This is a genomic window from Rossellomorea aquimaris (genome assembly GCF_020171925.1).
Taxonomy (GTDB): domain Bacteria; phylum Bacillota; class Bacilli; order Bacillales; family Bacillaceae_B; genus Rossellomorea; species Rossellomorea aquimaris_F.
Genome location: NZ_JAIVAR010000001.1, coordinates 1,357,179 through 1,380,791 on the forward strand (window position 1 = coordinate 1,357,179; position 23,613 = coordinate 1,380,791).

Annotated in this window: 16 protein-coding genes; 1 reads left to right on the forward strand and 15 read right to left on the reverse strand. The window is 44.6% G+C overall.

Annotated features, from left to right (window positions below):
* Nucleotides 1–6 precede the first annotated feature (6 nt).
* The 10 genes from LCM10_RS07120 to LCM10_RS07165 form a co-directional block, all read right to left on the reverse strand.
* A complete protein-coding gene (locus LCM10_RS07120; protein WP_224875444.1) occupies nt 7–1,821 on the reverse strand; it encodes a methylmalonyl-CoA mutase family protein in 1,815 nt (604 codons plus the stop codon).
* A 223-nt stretch (nt 1,822–2,044) separates the two neighbouring features.
* Nucleotides 2,045–6,406: a S8 family peptidase gene (locus LCM10_RS07125; protein ID WP_224875445.1), complete on the reverse strand. Its 4,362-nt coding sequence runs from the start codon at nt 6,404–6,406 to the stop codon at nt 2,045–2,047.
* 551 nt (nt 6,407–6,957) lie between these two features.
* Nucleotides 6,958–8,268, reverse strand: a complete 1,311-nt coding sequence (locus LCM10_RS07130; protein ID WP_224875446.1) for a dihydrolipoamide acetyltransferase family protein — start codon at nt 8,266–8,268, stop codon at nt 6,958–6,960.
* 42 nt (nt 8,269–8,310) lie between these two features.
* Entirely contained in the window at nt 8,311–9,294 is a 984-nt protein-coding gene (locus LCM10_RS07135) for an alpha-ketoacid dehydrogenase subunit beta (protein ID WP_224875447.1), read from the reverse strand.
* Between the two features lie 13 nt (nt 9,295–9,307).
* Complete coding sequence (locus LCM10_RS07140; protein ID WP_224875448.1) at nt 9,308–10,306, reverse strand: thiamine pyrophosphate-dependent dehydrogenase E1 component subunit alpha; 999 nt, start codon at nt 10,304–10,306, stop codon at nt 9,308–9,310.
* Nucleotides 10,307–10,378: 72 nt separating this feature from the next.
* On the reverse strand, nt 10,379–11,803 hold the full coding sequence (lpdA, locus tag LCM10_RS07145) for a dihydrolipoyl dehydrogenase (RefSeq protein WP_224875449.1): 1,425 nt from the start codon (nt 11,801–11,803) through the stop codon (nt 10,379–10,381).
* Between the two features lie 19 nt (nt 11,804–11,822).
* Complete coding sequence (gene buk / locus LCM10_RS07150; RefSeq protein ID WP_224875450.1) at nt 11,823–12,929, reverse strand: butyrate kinase; 1,107 nt, start codon at nt 12,927–12,929, stop codon at nt 11,823–11,825.
* A 153-nt stretch (nt 12,930–13,082) separates the two neighbouring features.
* Nucleotides 13,083–14,180, reverse strand: a complete 1,098-nt coding sequence (gene bcd / locus LCM10_RS07155; RefSeq protein WP_224875451.1) for a branched-chain amino acid dehydrogenase — start codon at nt 14,178–14,180, stop codon at nt 13,083–13,085.
* Nucleotides 14,181–14,211: 31 nt separating this feature from the next.
* A complete protein-coding gene (gene yqiS, locus LCM10_RS07160; protein WP_224875452.1) occupies nt 14,212–15,120 on the reverse strand; it encodes a phosphate butyryltransferase in 909 nt (302 codons plus the stop codon).
* Between the two features lie 135 nt (nt 15,121–15,255).
* Nucleotides 15,256–17,325 (reverse strand): sigma 54-interacting transcriptional regulator, encoded by a 2,070-nt coding sequence (locus LCM10_RS07165; protein WP_224875453.1) that lies wholly within the window; start codon nt 17,323–17,325, stop codon nt 15,256–15,258.
* A gap of 136 nt (nt 17,326–17,461) precedes the next feature.
* On the opposite strand from LCM10_RS07165, the gene LCM10_RS07170 reads away from it, so the two are divergent.
* Nucleotides 17,462–17,701, forward strand: a complete 240-nt coding sequence (locus LCM10_RS07170; RefSeq protein ID WP_224875454.1) for a DUF2627 domain-containing protein — start codon at nt 17,462–17,464, stop codon at nt 17,699–17,701.
* Nucleotides 17,702–17,733: 32 nt separating this feature from the next.
* Here LCM10_RS07170 and LCM10_RS07175 read toward each other — a convergent pair whose 3' ends face one another.
* The 5 genes from LCM10_RS07175 to ahrC form a co-directional block, all read right to left on the reverse strand.
* Nucleotides 17,734–18,459, reverse strand: a complete 726-nt coding sequence (locus tag LCM10_RS07175) for a glycerophosphodiester phosphodiesterase (protein ID WP_224875455.1) — start codon at nt 18,457–18,459, stop codon at nt 17,734–17,736.
* A gap of 162 nt (nt 18,460–18,621) precedes the next feature.
* Nucleotides 18,622–19,401, reverse strand: coding sequence for a sporulation transcription factor Spo0A (spo0A, locus tag LCM10_RS07180; protein ID WP_224875456.1), 780 nt, complete (start codon nt 19,399–19,401; stop codon nt 18,622–18,624).
* A 354-nt stretch (nt 19,402–19,755) separates the two neighbouring features.
* Nucleotides 19,756–21,045: a SpoIVB peptidase gene (spoIVB, locus tag LCM10_RS07185; RefSeq protein ID WP_224875457.1), complete on the reverse strand. Its 1,290-nt coding sequence runs from the start codon at nt 21,043–21,045 to the stop codon at nt 19,756–19,758.
* Between the two features lie 125 nt (nt 21,046–21,170).
* Nucleotides 21,171–22,880: a DNA repair protein RecN gene (gene recN / locus LCM10_RS07190; protein ID WP_224875458.1), complete on the reverse strand. Its 1,710-nt coding sequence runs from the start codon at nt 22,878–22,880 to the stop codon at nt 21,171–21,173.
* 137 nt (nt 22,881–23,017) lie between these two features.
* Nucleotides 23,018–23,467, reverse strand: a complete 450-nt coding sequence (gene ahrC / locus LCM10_RS07195) for a transcriptional regulator AhrC/ArgR (RefSeq protein WP_224875654.1) — start codon at nt 23,465–23,467, stop codon at nt 23,018–23,020.
* Nucleotides 23,468–23,613 lie beyond the last annotated feature (146 nt).

Consider the following 23,613-nt stretch of genomic DNA (forward strand, 5'->3'; position numbering starts at 1 on the left):
TCGGGTTTAATCATTTTGCTTCTCCTCCTCCCAGATTGAAAGTAAATCATTCAGTTTATCGAGCATATTCTGTTTGTAATAGATCGATCCATTCAATCCAAGCTGAGTCCATTCATTCATTCTCTCTGCATTGAATTTACCTGCGACGTCCACCTTTATCTTGGACTGAAAGTTGGCCGCTGTCTCGATGATCACCGGTAACCATGCATCATATTCTTCATCTTGACCACAAACGACATAATAAGGATAGTTGGTTTCTTCAATGAACATTAAAATATCCTCTTTTGTGAAACATCCATCACTAAGATGAGAATGAATGCCACCAGTGGATAAAAATCCACCCACAAAATCCGCGCGTGCCTTATGGCTCTTCAATTCTCCCAATCCAATGATACCAGCAACAGGTTTCCTATCTGACTTCACCAATTCTTCAGCTCTTCTTCTAAGCTTCTCAAATGGTAGTGAAAGTCTGTCTTGATTCAACGTTTCCACACCTGTGAGCAAATCTTCAGGATTGGCATAGATGTTGGTACCGATCATGGACTGGGAACGGGTTGATAAATCACTCACCCTCGCTTTTAGCACCTTGCTCACGCTCTCCTCGACTTTTCCCTTCCTCAATGAATCCAGGATCCCTCCTTCGCGATCGATGTGCTGGAATTCCTCCCAGGCTTTTCGTCCGACCTCTTCCGTGAGCCACTCCACATAATAAGAACCCCCTGCAGGGTCGAATACTTTATTTAAATGAGCTTCCTCTCCCAGGATCAGCTGTATATTGCGTGCAATCCTCTCAGACAATGGTGTTGTTTCACCTTTTATACCGTCAAAAGGATGGACAATCAGGTAATTGACGCCGGCAAGGACTGCCGAAAACGCCTCCCCTCCAGTTCGAAGCAAGTTCACATGTTCGTCCAAGCAGGATTTGTTAAACTGCGAGGTTTCTGCACTTAAGCTGATACAATCATCACATACATCCTTATCGATGCCATAAGAAGAAAGAATGTCCTTCCATAACTTTTTGAAAGCTCTTATCTTGGCCACTTCCATGAAGAAGTGACTCCCTACTGAAAAATGAACATGCATTTTCTTTGCAATCTCTACAGGGGACCAGCCCTTCTGTTGGAATGTTTCGATATAATGGACGCCCGTGCTGAGTGCATAGGACAGCTCTTGAACGGCGTTCGCTCCCCTACCATGATAAGGTGTCGTATTAATGACAATCGTTTTGATTTCCGGAAGGGCCGAAGTGGCCACAGTAACCGTTTCAGCCCAATCATCAAGCTGATATTCCCCTTGTTGGAATCCGGACTCTGAGAGGGGATCATACCCGATGACCCCCTTCCATTCATTTGGATTCTCATCACATGTTGCCAGAGAGGACATGTGATCGAGTAAGGTCTCATTGTTTTTCTCGATATTAAAAAACGGTAGGGCTTCGCCTTTGAATCTTTTGACGAAGGTTTCAAACCCCTCTCCGAACTCCATTCCCTTTATTGAAAATGACAAGCAGTTCTGTCCCCTTGATACGGCCATTTGTGTGGATCGGGACAGTTCTTCCCATGTCTCCCCTTTGATTGTTTGAGCGATCCTCCACTCATTAAGGCTGGAGATTTTATGATTGATATCCGGTATATAAGCATCCACGCGGTTGATGGCTGGTAGATCTTCTTCGGTAAATAAAGGTTTAAGTTCAATTCCCTCATACGTTTTCGTATGTAACGTTTCGACACTTCTCCCTTTCAGAGCTTTTTCAGCCGCTTCCTGCCATTCTTGCAAACTGGCAGGATTGAATGTTTGGTCTTTCATCTCACTAAGCTTCATAATACCCCTCTTTCACTCTGCATTTTTGTAATCGTTTTCAAAATGATGTTTACTTGCCCCTTTGATCTTTTCTTTCTTCCGGCCCTTTTGGACGAAAATTCAAAATTTTTATTCTAATACTATTTTAGTATATAAAAAAACACCGATTTCTTCAATCTTCTTCAATGATCGTTCATTGAAACTTAAAAGAGGAGCCGACTGTGTCAGCTCCTCCCTGTTATCATTATTTTTTAGTATTAAGGAACAACTTTCCTCCCGCTCGCTTCGTCGTGACATTGCCATATTCATCGGCAACTTTCACTTCGATGAGGGCTCCTGATGCTTTCACGTTATCAGTTGCTGTATAGTAACCCACATAATGACCTTCAGAAACTTCCCTCATTGGGAGCTCATTGGCATTTGTAAGCTGTGCGCCTGCATTGGTAAGTGGCATCAAGATTGTAAATGTAGCGTCAAGCCCTGCTTCACTATCAAACTCGATTTTTACTGATTGACCTTTTTTGAGGTATTGATCTTCGGCAGGAATGAGATTCTCAATTTCGATCTCTCCAAACTTAGCGAATACCGTTACACTTTGCTCTGTTTCATTACCTGCTTTGTCCTTCGCCACCACGGTGATGACGTTTTCTCCTTCATCAAGCAACATTCTATGACTGAAGCTTCCTTCTTCCACTTCAGCATCCTGACCATTGACCTTGATCGACTGAAGGTTTTCTTCTGTGAAGTTCCCTTCTACGTTAATGGCTTCTCGGTTCGTCTTCAAATCGTTTTCAGGTGAAGTGATTTCCAGTTCTGGAACTACCTGATCCAGAGTGACTGTCACCGGCTCTGAAGGAGGCGTCATGCCTTGTTCAGTGGAAGCTTTTGCTGTAAGAGTATTTACTCCGTCGTTTAGTGTAACTTCTGCTGAGAAAGTACCATCTTCTTGGGTTTCAGCCGTGGCCACTTCCTCTTCTCCATTAAACACATGAACAGTCGTTGTTGGAGCCGAAGTACCTTCGACTGTTACAGAATCTTGATTCGTAAATGATTCATTTCCAGGTGAAGTGATGACTGGTGCGGTCACTTCATAATTGACAGTCGCACGGATCATATAGTTTCCTTCATCCTCAGGAGAAGGAGACCAGGCACCGCCTACGAATTGCCAGCTGCGCGCAGCGTATTCACCATCTTCATCTGTCCCTAGACCAGGTGAGTTGGGATTCGGTGCTGATTGGATGTAGACCATATAGAAGTCTCCATCGACAATGATTCCGTGTTCACTAAGATCAATATGCGTCCATTCGCCATTTCTCAGTGCTGTTGCATCAAATGGGCCTGCAAGTTTCTTACCAGGGGCTCCGTCTGTTCCTGAAGCATCATATACAGCCACTTGGAAATCAGTTCCGCCTGGAACCGGCCATTCCGTATCCCAGAAACGGAATAATCCGCCTGTTACCATCGCAGAATCATTTCCTTCTTCAAGTGACATCTTCACTGCCCATCCATTACCTGCATCATAGAATGCACGTGCGTTTTCTGCCGTTCCGTCATCGTATCCGATTTCCCCTGGATATCCGATGAAAGGTTCCAATGAAATATCGACTGACCCGGCTTCACCGCCCTCGATCGTCACACTGACTTCTTGACTATAGTAGTAAGGAGCAACGATCTTCAACGTGTATTCACCTTCATAGGCCTCGAGTTCATATTCACCTTCTGCATTCGTTTCAACTGGTGTCACGACGGCATCTTCCATCAGGAATACGGTAGCGCCTTCAACAGGTTCACCCGTCACTTGATTCGTAACGATTCCTGAAACGGTTCCACGAGGGATTTCCTCCAACGTGAAGTTGGCTGTAGAGGTTCCATCCGCTTCCACTGTTACACTTTGTACCTCTGACCTGTAACCGTAAGTTGAAGCTTGAAGCGTGAATTCACCAGCTGCATGCGTCATTTGATAAGATCCATCTGCAGGGTTCGTGTAAGCAGAGCGCCCTGTCTCAAGTACAGTCACCTCAGCCTGTAACGGCAATAATGCCGGTGCAGGTGCAGTACCATTCTCCGGTAGCCCAGCCTTTACAGGTTGCCCCATTTCGATCTTATCTGGGTACACACTAGGTTTCTTGGAAACCGAAGAAGAACCGTCACTGCTCTCCGACTCCAATCCCAACTGAGCTTTGCCAGCCGGCATGATGGACTCTGCACTCAGTTTGACATCATCCAGGTACCATCCTTGTTTGACGACACTTCCGTCGGTTGTCACATTGAATGCCAGGTAGACACGTTGGCCGGCATAGGCACTTAAGTCAACCTCGCCATCCACCCATCCGTCCGTCACGTTGTTTACGCGAAGTGCCTGTGACCAGTTCTCTCCATCTGTTGAGACAAATACATGACCATAATCGTAATTACGCTCAAGTTCATGCCACTGCTTGAACTGCAGGTAGCTGTTTCCTTCCGGCAGATCGATCGGAGGCATTTGCAGGGACATATTCGCTCTATTATCGTAGGTTCCATCCAGATTAGTGGCATACACTTTCTCTCCGGATACTGCGCTTCCTGGCCCTGTAGTCGGTGCCCCCCACTCCCAGCTGTTTGCCTCTCCGTATGAAGTCCAGCCTGCCGGGGATGATTCAAAGTCCTGCTCATAGCCTACTGTGATTCCTGGTAACAAAGGAACCGTGTACGTGTCACTTTCAACTTCATTTCCGCCGAAGTCAAGCGCACTCCATTTATAATTCACGCTATCGCCCGTTAAATCTTCTCCAGGAATGTCAACTTCGTAGGTAGCTTCTTTGTAGTCGCCCGATGTTCTCGCGGCCTCAATAGAAACCCACTCACCATCCGCTTTCTGATAGTTCAGTGATACACTTGTTACACTGATATTATCGCTTACATCCGCTTGTAGCGGTAAATTCATTTCTTTAAATGCTTCTAGCGGGGCATTATGGGAGATCTCAGGTGCTTCTGAATCGTCCCCTTCTTTTGATACATTCCCTTCAATCTTACCGATTCCGCTCATGACTGATGAGACTGCATCAAATGCATTCACAAGCCCATGACCATACCCATTATTTGGAGATTCAGGGAATGTGCCATCAGTCAACGGCACTGCTGTTGAAGTCAGGATTTCTTCAATATCATCAACGGTCAAGTCTGAATTGACCTGTCTTAACAATGCGGCAACCGCTGATACGTGAGGACCGGCCATCGATGTACCGTTCCAGCCGCCTTCATAATTGCTTCCAGGGACAGATGAACGGATGTTCACACCTGGAGCTGAGATTTCAGGTTTGACTTCACCATAAGGTGATGGCCCTTGCAATGAGAAACTTGCGAGGCGATTACTGCTGTCAGTCGCCCCTGTAGCAAACGACTCAGGATAGTTCGCAGGTGTCGCTACCGAACCTGGCCCACCTGGGTTGAATAAAGTCGTGTTTCCTGCGGAGAATTCTGGGAAGATCTCCGCCGCTCTCCACGCAGCAACCATGTCACGGTACCATTCATCCAAGCCGGGGCCGCCTCCCCAAGAGTTATTGACTACATCAGGAGCCATTTCAGGATGTGGATTGCCTTCTGCATCAGTCGGGGCAAGTATCCATTCCCCTGCCTCTAATAAGTCCACATCTGTTCCTCCATTGGCAGTGAATGCCTTAACCGCGATCCACTTTGCTCCAGGAGCCACACCAATCTGGTTGTTTCCATCTGGTTCAGAGCCTACCATTGTACCAGTTACATGGGTGCCGTGCCCCCTGTCATCATATGGAGTGCTCTGACCTGCTGTTGCATCGAACCAGTTGAATTCATTGTCAGGTGTATCCGGGTTCTGTGGATCATACCCCCTGTATTTTTCCTTCAATGCCGGGTGATTCCATTGAACACCCGTATCGATGGAAGCAACGACTGTCCCAGCCCCGTCGATCCCCATATCCCATACGGCCGGAGCACCAATCTGCTCGAGGTTCCACTCGATGGAAGCTGGATTATTGTCCGCTTCTTCAGCCGTTTTCACAACCATCGTTGCTGCAGAACCTTCTGCTTTAACCGGCTGGATGAGCTGACGTGTTTCATTCGGCAAAATTTTCGCCACTTCAGGGAAATGAGCGATTTTCTCCATGACTTCCTTTGTACTCGTGACAGCCATACCATTCACAACGTAAAATTCTTTTACATTTTTAACCGCACCGCTCTTTTTCTGTTTGTTTAAGTATTTTTTCACTTCTGCTTGAGTTTCAAGTGCAGTGGCACGTAGTTCTGAAACTACCATATTCCGCTTCAGCAGCTTTTTATCGTTAGCTGTAAGCTTTAGTTTGTCGGCTTTTTCAGTCGCTTTTTCCGCTACGCCCTTAGTGTCCACTTGCTCCTTGAACTTCACTAAGTATGTGACGTGCTTATCTTTTTTGAATTGATCTTGCAATGTTGATGTGATTTTCGATTGTGGACTTACCTTTGCAGTATCATTTGCCGATGTAGAAGCTTTGCCTTTTGATAAACTTGGCATTGAGGTACTTGCTGCGTTTGTGTTAAATGGAAACATTAGTGGAATGAACATTACTAGGGTCAATAGAATCGAAAACCACTTTCTTTTACTTCTTCCCCTCATTTAATTCCCTCCCGAATGTAATTGATGTTTCCTTCCAAGACTCACCTCCTCATACTCACCCACTTGGAAAAATGTAGGTGTTACACCAAAGATAACCAAGTATAATTGTAAAATGTTGTAATTAATTGTCGTTTCAAATCTGAATTTTCAGAAAATGAACGAATGGTAGGATTCCTATATTTTTAAAAAAGGATGAAAGTCGCACGTATTCCATAATTTCAGGAATAATGGTTGATTACAGTTGAAAAAACGCGGGTAAATGGGCGGAGGTCCTACATCACAATAAAATTGTTTATTAAAAATAAGAAATAGGGGATAGGCTGATTTATTCAAGAAATCCAACCGTAAACAAAGTACTACGTGAAAAAGTGATATTCTTTGAAGATTATTCTTCTAGGAATATTCCGGTACTATATCCCAGAATTCAGAGGAAGTGAGCACTTCGTTCAAGGAACTAATAACCATTTACAAAAAAAAGAAAAAGGACTAACCGCTCAGGTCAGTCCTTTTTCGAACCTAGGTTACCTCACTTACAAGATAAAGCCCGATTATTAATATACAGAAGTGTTTTCTTTAGACGTATTCTCCAAAATTTCTTTGATTCTTTGCAGGAATCTGCCGCAAACCAGGCCGTCAAGGACACGGTGATCAAGTGACATACACAGATTCACCATATCGCGTACGGCAATCATGCCATTATTCATGACGACAGGACGTTTTACGATTGATTCAACTTGAAGGATCGCAGCCTGTGGATAGTTGATAATACCCATCGATTGGACAGAGCCGAAAGACCCGGTATTATTCACTGTAAAGGTTCCACCCTGCATATCTTCTGATTTCATCTTGCCGCTTCGAACTTTTCCAGCAAGTTCCGTAATTTCACGGGCAATGCCTTTAATCGTTTTTTCATCTGCATTTTTGATGACAGGGACAAATAATGCATCATCCGTTGCAACGGCAATCGAAATGTTGATGTCTTTCTTTTGAACGATTTTATCGCCTGCCCACATTGAATTAATTTGCGGGAATTCTTTAAGGGCTTGCGATACAGCTTTAACGAAGAAGGCGAAGAATGTCAGGTTGAAGCCTTCACGCTGTTTAAACTCATTCTTAAGTGAATTTCTGTATTCCACCAGGTTTGTCACATCGACTTCCATCATCGTCCATGCGTGAGGAGCTTCGTGCTTGCTTCTTACCATATTGGAAGCGATCGCTTTACGAACGCCTGTAACCGGAATTTCGATATCTCCCGGCATCACTGGTACATTCGGTGCAGGTGCTGCCTGCTTCTGAGTTGCAGCAGGCTGTGCTGGAGCCTGCTGTGGAGCAGGTGCAGATTCCGCTTGTGGTGCAGCATCTGCTGCTTTAGGAATATTGCCTGACTCGATGATTTTCTTCAGGTCTTTTCTTGTGATGCGTCCTCCGTTACCGGTCCCTTCCACAAGATTCAAGTCGATATCATGCTCTTGGGATAGCTTCAATACAGCAGGAGAATACCTGGCTTTGTTTCCAGCTTCTTTTTTAGGTGCCCCAGCAGGTGATTGCGAAGGTTTCTTTTCAGCTGCAGTTTCCTTCTTCTCTTCCTTTGGCGCATCTTCCGAAGGGGCAGAGCCTGCTCCCTCTACTTCAATCGAACAGATAATTTCGCCGACTTCAAGTGTATCCCCTTCTTCAGCGATCAATTCCTTGATCGTCCCAGTAAAAGAAGATGGAACTTCAGCGTTTACTTTATCCGTTTGCACTTCTGCAATCGGATCATATTTGTTAACCGTATCACCGGGCGATACCAACCATTTACTAATTGTACCTTCTGTAACACTTTCCCCTAATTGCGGCATCTTCATCTTTTCAATACCCATGAGGAACCCTCCTAACGTTTTGCATTCAATATGTTAAATGAATTAAAATTCTGCAAGCTCTCGCATCGCTTTTTCTACTTTGTCCGGGTTGATCATAAAGTATTTCTCCATAGTAGGTGCATATGGCATTGCAGGGACATCAGGTCCTGCAAGACGTTTGATCGGTGCATCAAGCTCGAATAAGCAGTTCTCTGCAATGATTGCCGAAACCTCACCCATGATGCTTCCTTCTTTATTATCTTCCGTCACAAGAAGTACTTTACCTGTCTTTGATGCTGCTTCGATGATCGCTTCCTTATCCAGCGGATAGATGGTTCTTAAGTCAAGGATATGCGCTTCGATCCCATCCTGCGCAAGCTTTTCCGCTGCCTGTAGGGCGAAGTGGACGGATAGTCCGTATGTGATGACAGTAATGTCTTCACCCTCACGCTTAACGTCAGCCTTTCCGATTGGAAGCGTATAATCATCTTCGGGAACTTCCCCTTTGATCAAGCGGTATGCACGTTTATGCTCAAAGAATAGAACCGGATCTTCATCACGGATTGCCGCTTTCAGTAGCCCTTTTACATCGTAAGGAGTCGACGGCATAACAATCTTCAGACCAGGCTGATTGGCGAATACTGCCTCAACAGATTGTGAGTGATATAATGCTCCGTGTACGCCGCCTCCGTATGGTGCACGGATGACCATCGGACAGCTCCAGTCATTGTTTGAACGATAACGGATACGTGCCGCTTCAGAAATGATCTGGTTAACGGCAGGCATGATGAAATCGGCGAATTGCATTTCAGCGATCGGTCTCATACCGTACATTGCAGCACCGATTCCCACCCCTGCGATGGCAGATTCAGCAAGTGGTGTATCAATCACACGTTCTTCCCCGAATTGATCATACAATCCGTGAGTCGCCTTGAATACTCCGCCCTTTTTCCCGACATCTTCACCAAGGACGAATACTTTCTCGTCTCGTTCCATTTCTTCTCTAATTGCCATTGTTACGGCATCAATGTATGAAATTACTGGCATTATCTATTCCCCCTTACTCTTCTTCTGCGTATACATACTTCATTGCTGATTCAGGCTCAGCATATGGAGCGTTTTCTGCATAGTCTGTTGCTTCATTCACTTGCTTCATCACGCGATCATTGATTTCTTTTTCAAGTTCATCGTTCATGACGCCCGTTTCTTTCAAATAAGCACCGAACGTAATGATCGGATCGTTCGTCTTAGCTTTTGCCACTTCATCTGGAGAACGGTAGCTTCTGTCGTCATCATCAGAAGAGTGAGGAGTCAAACGGTATGATACCGTTTCGATCAGTGTAGGGCCTTCGCCGCGGCGGCCGCGGTCTGCTGCTTCTTTAACTGCTTTATATACTTCAAGAGGATCATTTCCATCAACGGTATAACCAGGCATTCCGTATCCTATTGCACGGTCCGATACGTTTTCACACGCCAATTGTTTTTCAATCGGAACAGAGATTGCGTATTTATTGTTTTCGCACATGAAGATAACCGGAAGCTTATGTACACCAGCGAAGTTAGCGCCTTCATGGAAGTCACCCTGGTTGGAAGAACCTTCGCCGAATGTTACGAACGTAACCAGGTCTTTCTTTTCCATTTTACCAGCGAGTGCAATGCCGACAGCATGTGGGACCTGGGTCGTAACAGGTGAAGAGCCGGTCACGATATTATTTTTCTTTTGACCGAAGTGTCCTGGCATCTGGCGCCCACCTGAGTTTGGATCTTCTGCTTTGGCAAAACCGGAAAGCATTAATTCCTTGGCAGTCATACCAAACGTAAGGACAACCCCCATATCACGATAGTAAGGAAGGACATAGTCCTTTTCAGTGTCGAGTGCAAATGCAGCCCCGATTTGTGCTGCTTCTTGTCCCTGACATGAAATAACGAAAGGAATCTTACCGGAACGGTTCAATAACCACATACGCTCATCGATTTTTCTAGCAAGTAGCATCGTTTCATACATTTCTAACACTTTTTCATTTGAGAGACCTAATTCTTCATGACGATTCTCAGCCATCTTATTTACCTCCTGCAGGTTAAAGTCTATATGTGAGGGAGAAGTCATTCTCCCTCAAAAAAATTCATGATTTTATGAATGGATCGCTTTTCCGTCCACTGCGAGTGCGGCTTCACCGATCGCTTCTGATAGGGAAGGATGCGGATGGATGGTATGACCGATTTCCCAAGGTGTCGCATCCAATACACGTGCAAGTCCTGCTTCTGAAATCATGTCGGTTACATGTGGACCGATCATATGGACACCGAGGATATCGTCCGTTTCTTTATCCGCAATGATTTTCACGAATCCATCAGACTCACCGTATACAAGCGCCTTTCCAATGGCTCTGAAGCTGAACTTCCCTACTTTAAGTTCAAAGCCCTTTTCCTTTGCCTCTTGCTCGGTCATGCCTACACTGGCGATTTCCGGATTGCTGTAAATGCATTTCGAGATAAGTGAATAATCGATCGGATGTGGATTTTCATTAGCCATGTGTTCCACAGCCGTGATCCCCTCATGAGAAGCGACATGCGCAAGCTGAAGGCCGCCGATGACATCCCCGATTGCATAGATGTGAGATTCCTTTGTCTGGAAAAAGGCATTCACTTCGATAAAGCCTTTTTCGATTTTAATATCCGTGTTTTCAAGGCCGATGCCTTCTACATTTGCCTGCCTGCCGACTGAAACCAGGATTTTTTCGGCTGTGAATGATTTTTCTTCGCCTTTATGTTCTGCGTTGATCGTTACGGTTCCTTCCCCTTTTTGAAGTGATTCCGGAAGGACTTTTGCACCTGTCACGATTTTAACGCCTTTCTTCTTCATCAAACGCTGCATTTCTTTTGAAATTTCATGATCTTCCGTCGGGACGATTTTGTCCGCATACTCGACTACTGTTACTTCGACGTCGAAGTCCGACAACATGGAAGCCCACTCGATCCCGATCACGCCACCACCTACTATGATGATTGATTTCGGCAGTTCTTCAAGCGAAAGCGCTTCATCAGAAGACAGGACGTATTCTCCGTCAATTTCAAGGCCAGGAAGTGAACGAGGGCGAGACCCCGTGGCAACGATTACATTCTTCGGAATCAACATCTCATTTTCTTCGCCGTTATTCATCTCCACTGAGATGGTGCCGGGCATTGGGGAAAAGATGGAAGGCCCTAGAATGCGTCCGATGCCTTCAAATACATCTATTTTCCCTTGTTTCATCAAGTGCTGGACACCTTTATGAAGCTGCTCGACAATTCCGTCTTTACGTGACTGGACCTTTGTGAAATCCAGTTCCACTCCATTGATGTTCACCCCGAAATTTTCACTGTGCTTAGCCGTCGCGTATACTTCCGCACTACGTAAAAGCGCTTTACTAGGGATGCAACCTCTATGAAGGCAAGTGCCCCCAAGCTTCCCTTTTTCAACGATCGCTGTTTTTAAACCTAATTGTGAGGCGCGGATTGCGGCTACATAACCGCCTGTACCCCCGCCCAGAATGACTAGATCATATTCTTGTGCCAAAGTTCCATCCTCCTCATGTCTATACCGTGGCTTCTTTCTTTACCGTCCCAGGATATTCTTTATAGTTTTCTTCATTGGTTAACACTCTCAATGCACCTTCAGCGAGGGCCTGCAGCTCATTTTCACCCGGATGGATGATGACGTCTGCAATCCAATTGATTCTTTCACTGATGGCTTTGACGAATTCTTTTCCATATGCCAAGCCGCCCGTTAGGACAATGGCATCGACCTTTCCATTAAGAACTGCACTGGCTGAGCCTATTTCCTTGGCAATTTGATAAGCCATGGCATCGTATACTTCTTTTGCATTTTCATCGCCGTTTTCAATCATCTTTTCCACTTTCACGGCATCACTCGTACCAAGGTAACCTACCAATCCACCTTGACCGACCAGTTTCTTCATGATCTCATCTCTGTAATAATGACCGGAGAAGCATAAATCAACCAGATCACCTGCAGGTACGGTACCTGCACGTTCAGGACTGAATGGACCGTCTCCATGTAAACCATTGTTCACGTCGATCACTCTGCCATTATGATGGACCCCGACTGTGATTCCGCCCCCCATATGGGTAACGATTAGATTGAGATCTTCATACCTTTTCCCGATTTGTTTCGCGACTCTTCTGGCCACGGCCTTTTGATTCAGCGCATGGAAAATACTTTTGCGTTCAATGAGTGAGAATCCGGAAATCCGTGCAAGAGGCTGAAGCTCGTCCACCACGACAGGGTCGACGATGTAGGAAGGAATATTTAGCCCTGATGCAATTTCAAAGGCCAGTATCCCACCTAGATTCGAAGCATGCTGACCGGAATATCCATCCCTCAAGTCTTTAAGCATTTCATCATTCACAAGATACGTTCCACCTTCAATAGGCCTGAGCAAACCGCCACGTCCGCATACCGCACTGAGTTTACTGATATTGATACCTTCTTCATCCAAAGTCTGAAGAATGGTGTCCTTTCGGAATTCATACTGGTCGATGATATTTGGGAATTCGTTTATTTTTTCTGTTTCGTGACGGATCGTTTTTTCAAAGATCGACCGGTCATCATCGAAGACCCCGATCTTTGTGGATGTCGATCCTGGATTAATGACTAAGATTCGATGTTTCATTTCTTGCACTGCCGTTACCTCCATTTGGGTAGCTGTATTGTATAGTTCTGTATTTGAATTTCCCCCTATGACAGATAACCCCTTGTTCGCATCCTTTTCTTTGTTAACAGAGCTTTCAGGTAAGAAACGCTTCACTTCATAGAAGTCAAGCGTTCCCCATGTTTATCCGCGTCTGCTTAAGATGTGTTGTCCGTTTTGCAAGAATTGACTTCTTGAACGACGCATTTTTTCGATTCTTTCTTCCGCCATGCGATCTGCAGCTACATAGGTAGGGATGTTATCACGCTTCGCGATTTCAATTACGCGTTCTACATTGTTATAAACCTGTTCTACTTTCTTCATGGCTCTTTCGTTGTTATAACCATAAAGTTCGTCCGCTACGTTGATGACTCCACCGGCATTGATGACATAATCAGGTGCATATACGATACCCATTTCATGGATGGCATCTCCGTGACGAGTCTCTTTAAGTTGGTTATTTGCAGCGCCTGCAATCACCTTCGCTTTAATTTGTGAAATCGTTTCATCATTGATGATCGCTCCCAGTGCACATGGCGCAAAGATGTCACAGTCTACGCTGTAAATTTCTGAAGGATCTACCGCTTTTGCACCGAAATCATTCACTGCACGGTCTACTGATTCCTTATGGATATCCGTTACGATCAGTTTCGCCCCTTCTTCGTGTAAATGTTTACACATGTTGTAAGCAACGTTCCCTACACCTTGGACGGCGATTGTTTTCCCTTCAAGTGAGTCTGTACCAAATGCTTCTTTAGCCGCTGCTTTCATACCGCGGTAAACTCCATAAGCGGTCACCGGAGAAGGGTTCCCTGAAGAACCGAATGCAGGTGAAATACCCGTTACGTAATCAGTCTCTTCATGGATCAAATCCATATCGGCTACAGTCGTACCCACGTCCTCAGCCGTGATATAACGTCCATTCAATCCTTGGATGTAACGTCCGAAAGCACGGAACATTTCTTCGTTTTTGTCTTTGCGAGGATCTCCGATGATAACCGTTTTCCCTCCACCTAAGTTAAGTCCTGCTGCAGCATTTTTGTAAGTCATCCCACGAGCTAAACGAAGTGCATCTTCGATTGCTGCTTCTTCGGATTCATATGTCCACATGCGGGTTCCGCCAAGTGCCGGACCAAGCGTTGTATCGTGGATGGCGATGATCGCCTTTAAGCCGGACACTTCGTCCTGACAGAATACCAATTGCTCATAATCATATTGTTCCATATAGCTGAAAATTTTCATTTGTATTTCCTCCCCAGTTTTGTAAGTTGATTTATTCATTCGTAGCAGAGCAAATCGCCAGTGCAAGTGAGTATAATTTACTTTCGGCACTGTCTGCTCTGGATGTTAACACGATCGGTGCTTTTGCACCTGCGATCACTGCTCCTACTTTCGCTTTGGCAAAGTAAATGAGTGATTTGTATAATGCATTGCCTGTTTCAATATTCGGCACAAGCAGGATATCGGCTTGTCCGGCCACATCACTGTGGATTCCCTTATGCTCTGCAGCATGCTTAGAGACTGCATTATCAAGGGCAAGAGGCCCATCGACTATACAATTCTTGATTTGACCCCTTTGATTCATCATCGTCAACGATGCTGCATCAACGGTTGCCTGCATGGAAGGGTTCACCACTTCGACTGCTGCGAGTGGAGCCACTTTCGGCATGGTCACACCTATCGAGGATGCGGTCGCAACCGCATTTTGAATAATTTGTACCTTCTGGTTTATGTCTGGTGCGATATTCATGGCAGCATCCGTCACAAAGATGAGTTGATCGAAACCTGCTATTTCAAACGCAGCAACATGGGACAGGACATTGCCCGTGCGCAGACCCCATTCCTTATTCAATACTGCTTTTAATATGACTGCAGTCGGGACATTCCCTTTCATTAAGGCACCTGCCTCATTCTCCCTGACTGACTTCACTGCGAGTTCACAAGCTTTGACAGGTGAAGCAGCGTGCTTGATTCTGAGCGCATCGTTAGAGAGTAGGTGCGGGGCAACCTCTCCTAGGATGGCTTCAATCTTTTCTTTATCTCCAAAGAGGATGAAGTCGGCCATCTGTTTGTCCACTGCCATACCAACGGCTTCCAGCACTTCTTTATCTTCTGCAGCAGCTACGGCTACAACAGAGTTCGCTTTCTGGGTTGCTTTCTCCACTAAAGACTGTAGATTCATGAATGTATGTTTCAACCCCTTCAAAAAATATTGTTCCCATTATCCATACATGCAAAAAGCGTGCCAACTTTAAAAACCACTGAAAACGCTTCATCACCGATTACGATGCATGCAAATTATTTCACACTATGCAAATTATTTCATGCTATTTTTTTCAATGTTGTATTTTTCAAGTTTGTAGTATAAGTTCCTCACTGAAACGTTAAGTATCTTAGCGGTGGCTGTCTTATTACCATTATTCTGCTCTAAAACGTCTTGAATTATCTTCTTTTCATACTCCTCAAGCCGCGAGCCCAAATCCTTCGGTTCAGTGACACCTATATACCCTTTATAGGCCGGCTTCTCGCCTTCTCTTTTTTCCAGGGCAGGCAAGTGATGTTCATCGATAGAGGTTTCGTTATACTCCATGAAAATCATCGCCCTCCCAAGTACGTTCTCAAGTTCACGTACATTCCCCGGCCAGTGATAGTCCATCAACCGACCGACAGCCTTTTCAGTGATACCTTCAACATTTCTCCCATAATCCTGGTTGAGTTTCGTAATGAGACTCTCACAGATCAACGGGATATCACTCTTTCTGTTCCTGAGTGGCGGAATTTGAATCGGCATCCGATTCAATCGATAATACAGATCTTCCCTGAATGAACCATCAGCAATGCCTTTCTCGAGATTCACGTTTGTTGCCGCGATGACCCGGACATTGATATTGATTGATTTCGTGCCGCCTACCCGCACAATTTCACTCTCCTGCAGGACCCTCAGTAATTTGGCCTGTGTACCTGCACTGAGCTCACCTATTTCATCCAGGAATATGCTTCCTTTATCCGCTTCCTCAAAAATTCCACGTTTCCCTCCATGTTTCGCACCGGAAAACGCCCCCTCTTCATATCCGAACAACTCACTCTCAAGAAGACTTTCCGAAATGGCAGCACAATTCACCCGAAGGAATTTATTGAACTTGCGGTCACTTGCATTATGTATGGCATGTGCAAACAATTCCTTACCGGTGCCTGATTCCCCTCTCAACAGAACGGTGGCAGGGGTCTTCGCACCCAGCTTTGCTTGTTCTACCGCAATCTTCATTTCTTCGGATTCACCTATGATATCTTCAAACATATATTTCGCTTCTAGGGTCCTGATAATTTTCCTCGCCCTGTCAAGCTCCTGAGTGAGTGACTGAATTTCAGACATATCATGGATGACGCCAACACTACCTTTCAGCTTTCCATCGACAATGATCGGAGCAACATTCACGATGACTTCCTTCCGCTTCGGCCCCACCCGCATCCTTGTTCCACGAATGGCCCTTCTTGTCTGCAATACTTTCAGGTGGATACTTTCACCTTCGGATATGTCTGTGGTCGCAGGCTTTCCTATTACCTCTTCCTGAGTCAGCCCCGTTATCCTTGTATATGCCGGATTGATGAGGATGCCCTTACCTTCTTCATCGACCACCGAGATGGCATCATCACTTGAATGGATGATTGCTTCAAGCATCGTCTGGATTTCTTTCAGATTCGTTATTTCTTCCGCAAGATTCACAACTTCAGTGATGTCTTTAAATACGGTGAATGCTCCCATCACTTCATCATTTTCCGTAATCATCGGAATCCTGTTGGAAATGATTTTCAGGCCATTCTCCAGTACAACTTCCTGATTGACCTCAGTCCGTCTTGTCTCCAATGTTGTGGTAAGCTTACTTTCAGGAATCACATCGTTGATATGCTTGCCCATGACGTATTCCCCATCAGCACCGATCATGCGCTCCGCACTTTTATTGAACAACATGACAATCCCTTTTGAATCTATACCGACCATTCCATCGTCGGTTGAATTGAAGATCAGATCACGTTTGAATGATTCACTCGTCAGCTGATGAATAAGGTCTTCCTTTTCTTCCAATAATTTTGAGATCAAGAATGCGACACTGCCCGGAATGAGCACGGTGTTCTTCCCCCTGGCTTCCCTTACCTCTTCAAAGACTTGTTGATCCCCGGTGACTTCGATGACAATATCAACTGTATCGTCCAGGAATTCCCTCCAATCCCTTCCGAAGGGAATTCCACACTCTTTCGCCACTTGTAATCCTTTGGCATCTTCATTAACATCCGTGATAGCGATCACTTTCATCAACGTGACTTCGCGGAGGATCTTCAAGATGGCCGTACCACCTTTGCCCCCTCCGATAATCAACACATTTTGCAATATTTTTCACCCCAAGTTTAAACACGTGCAAATTATTTCATGTACCTTCTCTATTTTACAATACAGCCAACTGCTTGACAATTTTCTAGTTGGAGTTAGAATTTCTAGTAGTAGATACAAAGGAGCTTTGTCCATAATGGTACGTATCATAGCACTGATCATCATGGTGATTCCCGGGGGACTGGCAGCACTGGGTATTAAATTAATGCGGGATATGTCATTCGGCATTCTACAGGCGCCGTTCCCCTTTCTTTGGTTGCAATTCCTGACAGGCTTGATGTTATTCATCCTCGGCCTGGGATTTATTGCTGGCTTCATTCTTCACAGGGATCGCAAAAGAAACAAAGTACAAGACCGTTTCAACAAAAAAAGCTAACGTCTCGTAGCAGACGTTAGCTTTTTTTACTTTTATCCCCCCCGCACCGCTATGGCCCGTTCGGGATAGTCGGTCACGATTGCAGAGCATCCGACTGCGAAGAACCTCTTCATCTGCGTCTCTTTATTGACGGTATATGGCCTGACCGCAATGCCATTCTTCATTGAATCGATGACGATGTCATCCGATGCCACTTTCTGATTGGGGTGAATGGCTTCCGCCCCTAAGGATTTTGCATAGAGCCAAGGCATATATAACCCATTTGAATACAATGGCGCGATATTCAACGAAGGATCCAGCTGCTTGCAAGCGACAATGGAGTAATGATTAAAAGAAGAAATCACCGTACGATCCGTGTAGCTGTATCGATTGATCATGTCTATCACTTTCTCTTCAAGGCCTTCATATTCAATGATGCTGTTCTTCAACTCAATATTACAAACAAGTTGATTCTCCTTCATCCAGTCAAATACCTCTTCAAGAGTCGGAATCTTATGTTTGTGGAAATATTTCTTCTTGAACGTATAATTGGCATGTAATTTCCTCAGGTCCTTAAAGTGGGAATCCTTTACATATCCTTTGCCATTTGTCGTTCGATCCACCGTTTCATCATGGATGACAACTACCTCACCATCCTTCGTCAATTGGACATCCAATTCAATCCCATCCGCCTTGACTCTTTCCGCCTCAAGAAAAGCGTCCATCGTGTTCTCGGGATGAGTTCCCGCCGATCCTCTATGGGCAAATATCAGTGTCATTTCGTCACTTCCCGTAAATAAAATTTACTTCATTTCATAATTCCTTCCCGCAATTATATGTGTAATTGCCCTCTTGAAGAAATAAAAAACCCAATAAATGATCCATTTATCGGGTTCTGTGTGTATATGTCTATGACAATGGGAAAAGGATCACTTATCCTTTCAAGAAGCCTTGTGCTCTAGTCGCAGCTTGTCCGCCACCATCGCGATGAATTCAGAGTTTGTAGGCTTCGCCTTGGACATACTGACGGTATATCCGAATAAGGAAGAGATCGAATCGATATTCCCCCTGCTCCATGCAACTTCGATTGCATGACGGATTGCACGTTCCACACGGGATGCCGTTGTATTATACTTCTTGGCGATATCAGGATAAAGAACCTTTGTGATGGATCCAAGCAACTCGATGTCGTTATATACCATGGAAATCGCTTCTCTTAAGTATAAATATCCTTTGATATGTGCAGGAACACCAATTTCATGGATGATGCTCGTAATACTTGCATCTAGGTTTCTCGGCTTGGATTCTGTAGTTAATCTGGATGAGGAATGTTTCTTAATGATTGGATTTGATTTTCCGCTGACTTGCCTGATATGACTGACAAGATTCTCCATATCGAATGGCTTAAGGATAAAATAAGATGCTCCAAGGTCGACGGCCTTCTTCGTTACATCCTCTTGGCCAAAGGCCGTAAGCATGATGACATTGGGAATGGTACTTCTCTCACGGAGGCGCTCAAGTACCGCAAGACCATCCAGATGCGGCATGATGATATCCAGTACCAAAACATCCGGATTGACTTCTTCCATTAAATCTAGGCACTCTTGGCCGTTATGAGCGATCCCGACCACTTCCATATCATCTTGCGACGCGATATAATCCTCCAGTAAAGATGTTAATTCCCTATTATCATCCACTACACAAACTTTAATTGATTTCACTACAGGTTTCCTCCTCGAATCCATAATAATTCATGTGTCTATTTTTTATTCTAAATTACTTTTTCGACAATGCAACCAAAAATCCTTTTATTTTTTAAAAAATACCAAAAAATATATTATTTTCTCTTGTTTACTTAGTTTTCCTCTAATTTTCGACCGCTTTCGATAATCAAACGCACTTTTGTCGAATAATCTTTATTTTAACAATATTACAGTGTTATTACAAATCCTTGTGATAAGTTGCCCTTATAATAATCCGGTACCTTCTCCGACAAATTGTTCCGTTTCACAAGCAAAAAAAGAACCCTTCCAAGTACCACGATGATCCGGGCACCTTACAAGGGTTTGAAATAGTCAGCTTGCTCTTTCATGATTTTGTTTATAAATATCAATACCGGCCTCACTCAGCATCCATTCTATGTGAACTCCATATCCGCTGGTCGGATCGTTGACGAATACATGGGTGACTGCACCGATTAGTTTCCCATCCTGAATGATCGGGCTCCCACTCATCCCTTGGACGATCCCGCCCGTTTTTTCCAATAATTCAGGATCAGTTACTTTGATGACCATCCCTTTTGTGGCAGGGAACTTTTGCGGGATCGTACTGACAATTTCAATGTCGTACTTTTCCACTTTACTTCCATCCACTACGGTCAGGATCTCAGCTGGCCCCTCTTTCACTTGGTGCGACAAGGCGATCTGCATCGGCTTATCGAGCACGTTATTCTCTACTGACTGATTCAGCTTGCCAAAGATCCCGAAAGGACTGTTTCGGGTAATATTCCCGATGACGTTACGGTCTGCAGAAAAGCGCGCAAGCTTTTCCCCGGGCTTACCCCCGCTTCCCTTCTCAATCGATGTCACTTCAGAATTTACGATTTCACCGTCTTCCACTACGATTGGTTTCTTTGTATCCATGTCCGAGATCACATGCCCCAATGCCCCGTATTTCTTGGAATTTGGATCAAAGAACGTCATCGTGCCGATGCCCGCTGCAGAATCACGAATATACAGACCAAGCTTGTATGTTTCTTCCCCCTCTTCTTTCAAGGGGAGCAATGACGTTTTTACAACTTCGTCTTCCCGCTTCAATACAACATCCATACTCTTCGATTCTTCTCCAGCCTTCTGAACGAAAGGAGCTACATCAGCAAGCTGTTCGATCTTCTTGCCGTTAATTTCTGTAATCATATCCCCGACTTGAATTCCCGCTTTCTCTCCGGGGGACACCTTCCCTTTCTCCGTTGCGACCAAGTGGTGGCCAACGACCAGCACCCCGACGGTATTCAACTTGACTCCGATTGATTGACCTCCCGGAATGACTTTAAAATCTTTCAGTACTTCTACATTCACTTTTTTCACCGGGAGCCCGGCCAATTCGAGTACGACTTCATCTTTTCCTACCGATTTGCCCTGGATGGATAGAAGTCCCTTCTCATCAGTGACCCCGACATTTTTATTGTTATACGAACTCATCGCAGTAACGGATGAAGCCTTAGGGAGAGCAACTTGATCCCCTTCCATCACGCTGATTGAATTCGGCATCTTCACTAATTGTTGAACAGGTTCATAAAATCCAAAAAAACAAAGCGAAACAAGGAGAATTCCACCTATGAATTTCCTGAAAAAATCTACACTCACTCTTTTCACTCTCCTCGCTTCAGGTTGCACACTCACTTACTTGGCTACAGTCTTAATTTAGCCTTTAATACCTACATTTATAACTGGTAATAAAGAAAAAAAGCTACCCTGTATGGATAGCTTTTTCAAATATTTTTAATTGAACTCGCCAATTGGAGAAGCTCTTTTGCATGCTCCTGTGTCAGGTCGGTAATTTCCACCCCAGAAATCATCCGGGAAATTTCTCTAACCTTCTCATTTTCCTCCAGTCGCTTGACAGAGGTACTTGTTCTGCCATTTTGAAGCTGTTTTGAAATGAACAAATGACTATCTGCCATTGCGGCAACCTGCGGCAAGTGTGAAATGCACATAACTTGGGAATGGGTTGCAACCTGATATATTTTTTCAGCAATGGCTTGAGCCACCCTACCGCTCACTCCTGTATCGACCTCATCAAAAATGATCGACGTAATGCCTTGATGCTTGGAGAAGATCGTCTTCAGTGCCAGCATGATCCTCGATAGCTCGCCGCCAGAAGCCACCCTTGATAATGGTTTCAAAGGCTCGCCAGGGTTTGTGGAAATATAAAACTCGATGTCATCCCATCCGTCTTTTTTAAACCGCGAAAACTCGAAAAGTTGATGATCTTCATCACCGCTGAAACGGACTTCGAACTTTGTTTTATCCATGTATAACTGCTTCAATTGTTCGTGGATGCTTTTCGTCAATTTCTTGGCCCATTTTTTTCTTGATTGAGTCAGATTCTTCGCTTCTATCACGAGATCTTTTTCCAGGGAGGACAATTTGTTTTCCAGTTCTACAATATGGGAATCCTTGTTCACAATCGTTTCTATTTCTTCTTCGATTTTGGAGCTGTAAGAGAGGATTTCCTCCACCGAGGAACCGTATTTTCTTTTCAATCCGTTAATTTCGTTCAGTCTTGTTTCAATGAAATCCAACCGATTGGGCTCAAACTCCAACTGATCAAGATCACCCCGGATTTGATGAACGGCATCTTCGAGCACATAAAAAGCATTCGAAACCGATTCCAGCGTTTTTTGATAACGTTGATCAAGATCCGCCGCTGTTTCAAGATGACTCATCGCAAGTCCTGTCCAATCAAGTCCCTTGCCTTCATCTTGAATGCTGTTATACGAAGTTTGAAGAGCTTCGAACAATCTTTCAAAGTTCGTCAGCTTGCGCTTCTCTTCTAAAAGCTCGTCGTCTTCATTCAACTTCAAATCCGCGTCTTGTATTTCCTTCAACTGAAACGTAATGAGATCCAGCCGATGTGCCATTTCTTGTTCATTTTCATTGAGCCTGATCAACTGCTTATGAATCCCGCTATATTCTTTATAGATTTCCCTATATGATGTTAAATTCTGCTGAATCTCACTGCCTCCAAATTGGTCCAGAAGCGAAAGGTGCAGATGCTCATTCATTAATTCCTGGTGTTCATGTTGCCCATGAATATCAATCAGCGCCCCGCCGATCTCCCTCATGATGGCGATTGTGACCAATTTCCCATTCACCCGGCAAACACTTTTACCTGAATTAGAAATCTCCCGCCGGAGGATGATCATGCCTTCTTCAATTTCGATTCCAAAACTAGAAGCTTTCTCATAACAAGGGTGGGCATCGTCATCGAGAATGAATAAGCCTTCTATCTCGGCCTTTTTCTCACCATGACGCACATATTCAGCAGAACCGCGTCCTCCGACGAGGAGGTGGATTGCATCAATGATGATTGATTTACCTGCCCCCGTCTCCCCCGAAAGGACAGTGAGTCCCTCTTCAAATGAAAGTGCCAATGAGTCGATAATGGCAAAATTTTTAATGGATAATTCCTGTAACAAGAAAAGATCACCTCAATTGATAAGGTACAAATCCCTTAATAGGGCTCATGCAACGTTTTTTTAAAAGTTAAAAGCGGGTGGAGCTTCCATTCCACCCGTATCATGATATAAAGTACTTCTATCCGGACAAATCTTATTTATAACATATCAAGGAAGCGCTCTGTGATGACTTTCGTCTCGCCTTCCGTCCTGCAAATGATGAGACATGTGTCATCCCCACAGATCGTGCCAAGAATTTCTTCCCAGTCCAGATTATCGATTAGTGCGCCGATGGCGTTGGCATTGCCGGGAAGGGTTTTCATGACAAGCATGTGTCCTGCTGTATCGATCTTGACAAATGCATCCGTCAGGGTCCTTTTCAATTTTAGAAGAGGATTGAACCGTTGATCTGCAGGAAGGCTGTATTTATAGCGCCCGTCCATCAGAGGGACTTTGACTAAATGCAGCTCTTTAATGTCTCTTGAAACCGTAGCCTGAGTGACATTGAAACCTGCATTCTTGAGGCTGTCAACCAGTTCATCCTGTGTCTCGACGTCTCTATTCGTAATGATTTCCCTTATTTTAATATGTCGTTGTCCTTTGTTCATCATAGAACTTACACCTCTTACATCAAATTAAGCCTGTATAATTATACCTCTACGCTTATAGTAGCCTATTTCAGGGATAAGTACAACAGAAAAGCCGAGGTAGATGAGATTGACTAAACGGCTACCGATGGGCATATGGACGGCTG

Excerpts from the sequence above, each read along its gene's own strand:
- LCM10_RS07140 (WP_224875448.1), bottom strand. The coding sequence starts at position 10,306 with ATGGCTGAGAATCGTCATGAAGAATTAGGTCTCTCAAATGAAAAAGTG.
- yqiS (WP_224875452.1), bottom strand. The coding sequence starts at position 15,120 with ATGAATCTACAGTCTTTAGTGGAGAAAGCAACCCAGAAAGCGAACTCT.
- LCM10_RS07170 (WP_224875454.1), top strand. The coding sequence starts at position 17,462 with ATGGTACGTATCATAGCACTGATCATCATGGTGATTCCCGGGGGACTG.
- ahrC (WP_224875654.1), bottom strand. The coding sequence starts at position 23,467 with ATGAACAAAGGACAACGACATATTAAAATAAGGGAAATCATTACGAAT.
- LCM10_RS07135 (WP_224875447.1), bottom strand. The coding sequence starts at position 9,294 with ATGCCAGTAATTTCATACATTGATGCCGTAACAATGGCAATTAGAGAA.
- bcd (WP_224875451.1), bottom strand. The coding sequence starts at position 14,180 with ATGAAAATTTTCAGCTATATGGAACAATATGATTATGAGCAATTGGTA.
- LCM10_RS07120 (WP_224875444.1), bottom strand. The coding sequence starts at position 1,821 with ATGAAGCTTAGTGAGATGAAAGACCAAACATTCAATCCTGCCAGTTTG.
- LCM10_RS07125 (WP_224875445.1), bottom strand. The coding sequence starts at position 6,406 with ATGAGGGGAAGAAGTAAAAGAAAGTGGTTTTCGATTCTATTGACCCTA.
- LCM10_RS07175 (WP_224875455.1), bottom strand. The coding sequence starts at position 18,459 with ATGACACTGATATTTGCCCATAGAGGATCGGCGGGAACTCATCCCGAG.
- LCM10_RS07130 (WP_224875446.1), bottom strand. The coding sequence starts at position 8,268 with ATGGGTATTGAAAAGATGAAGATGCCGCAATTAGGGGAAAGTGTTACA.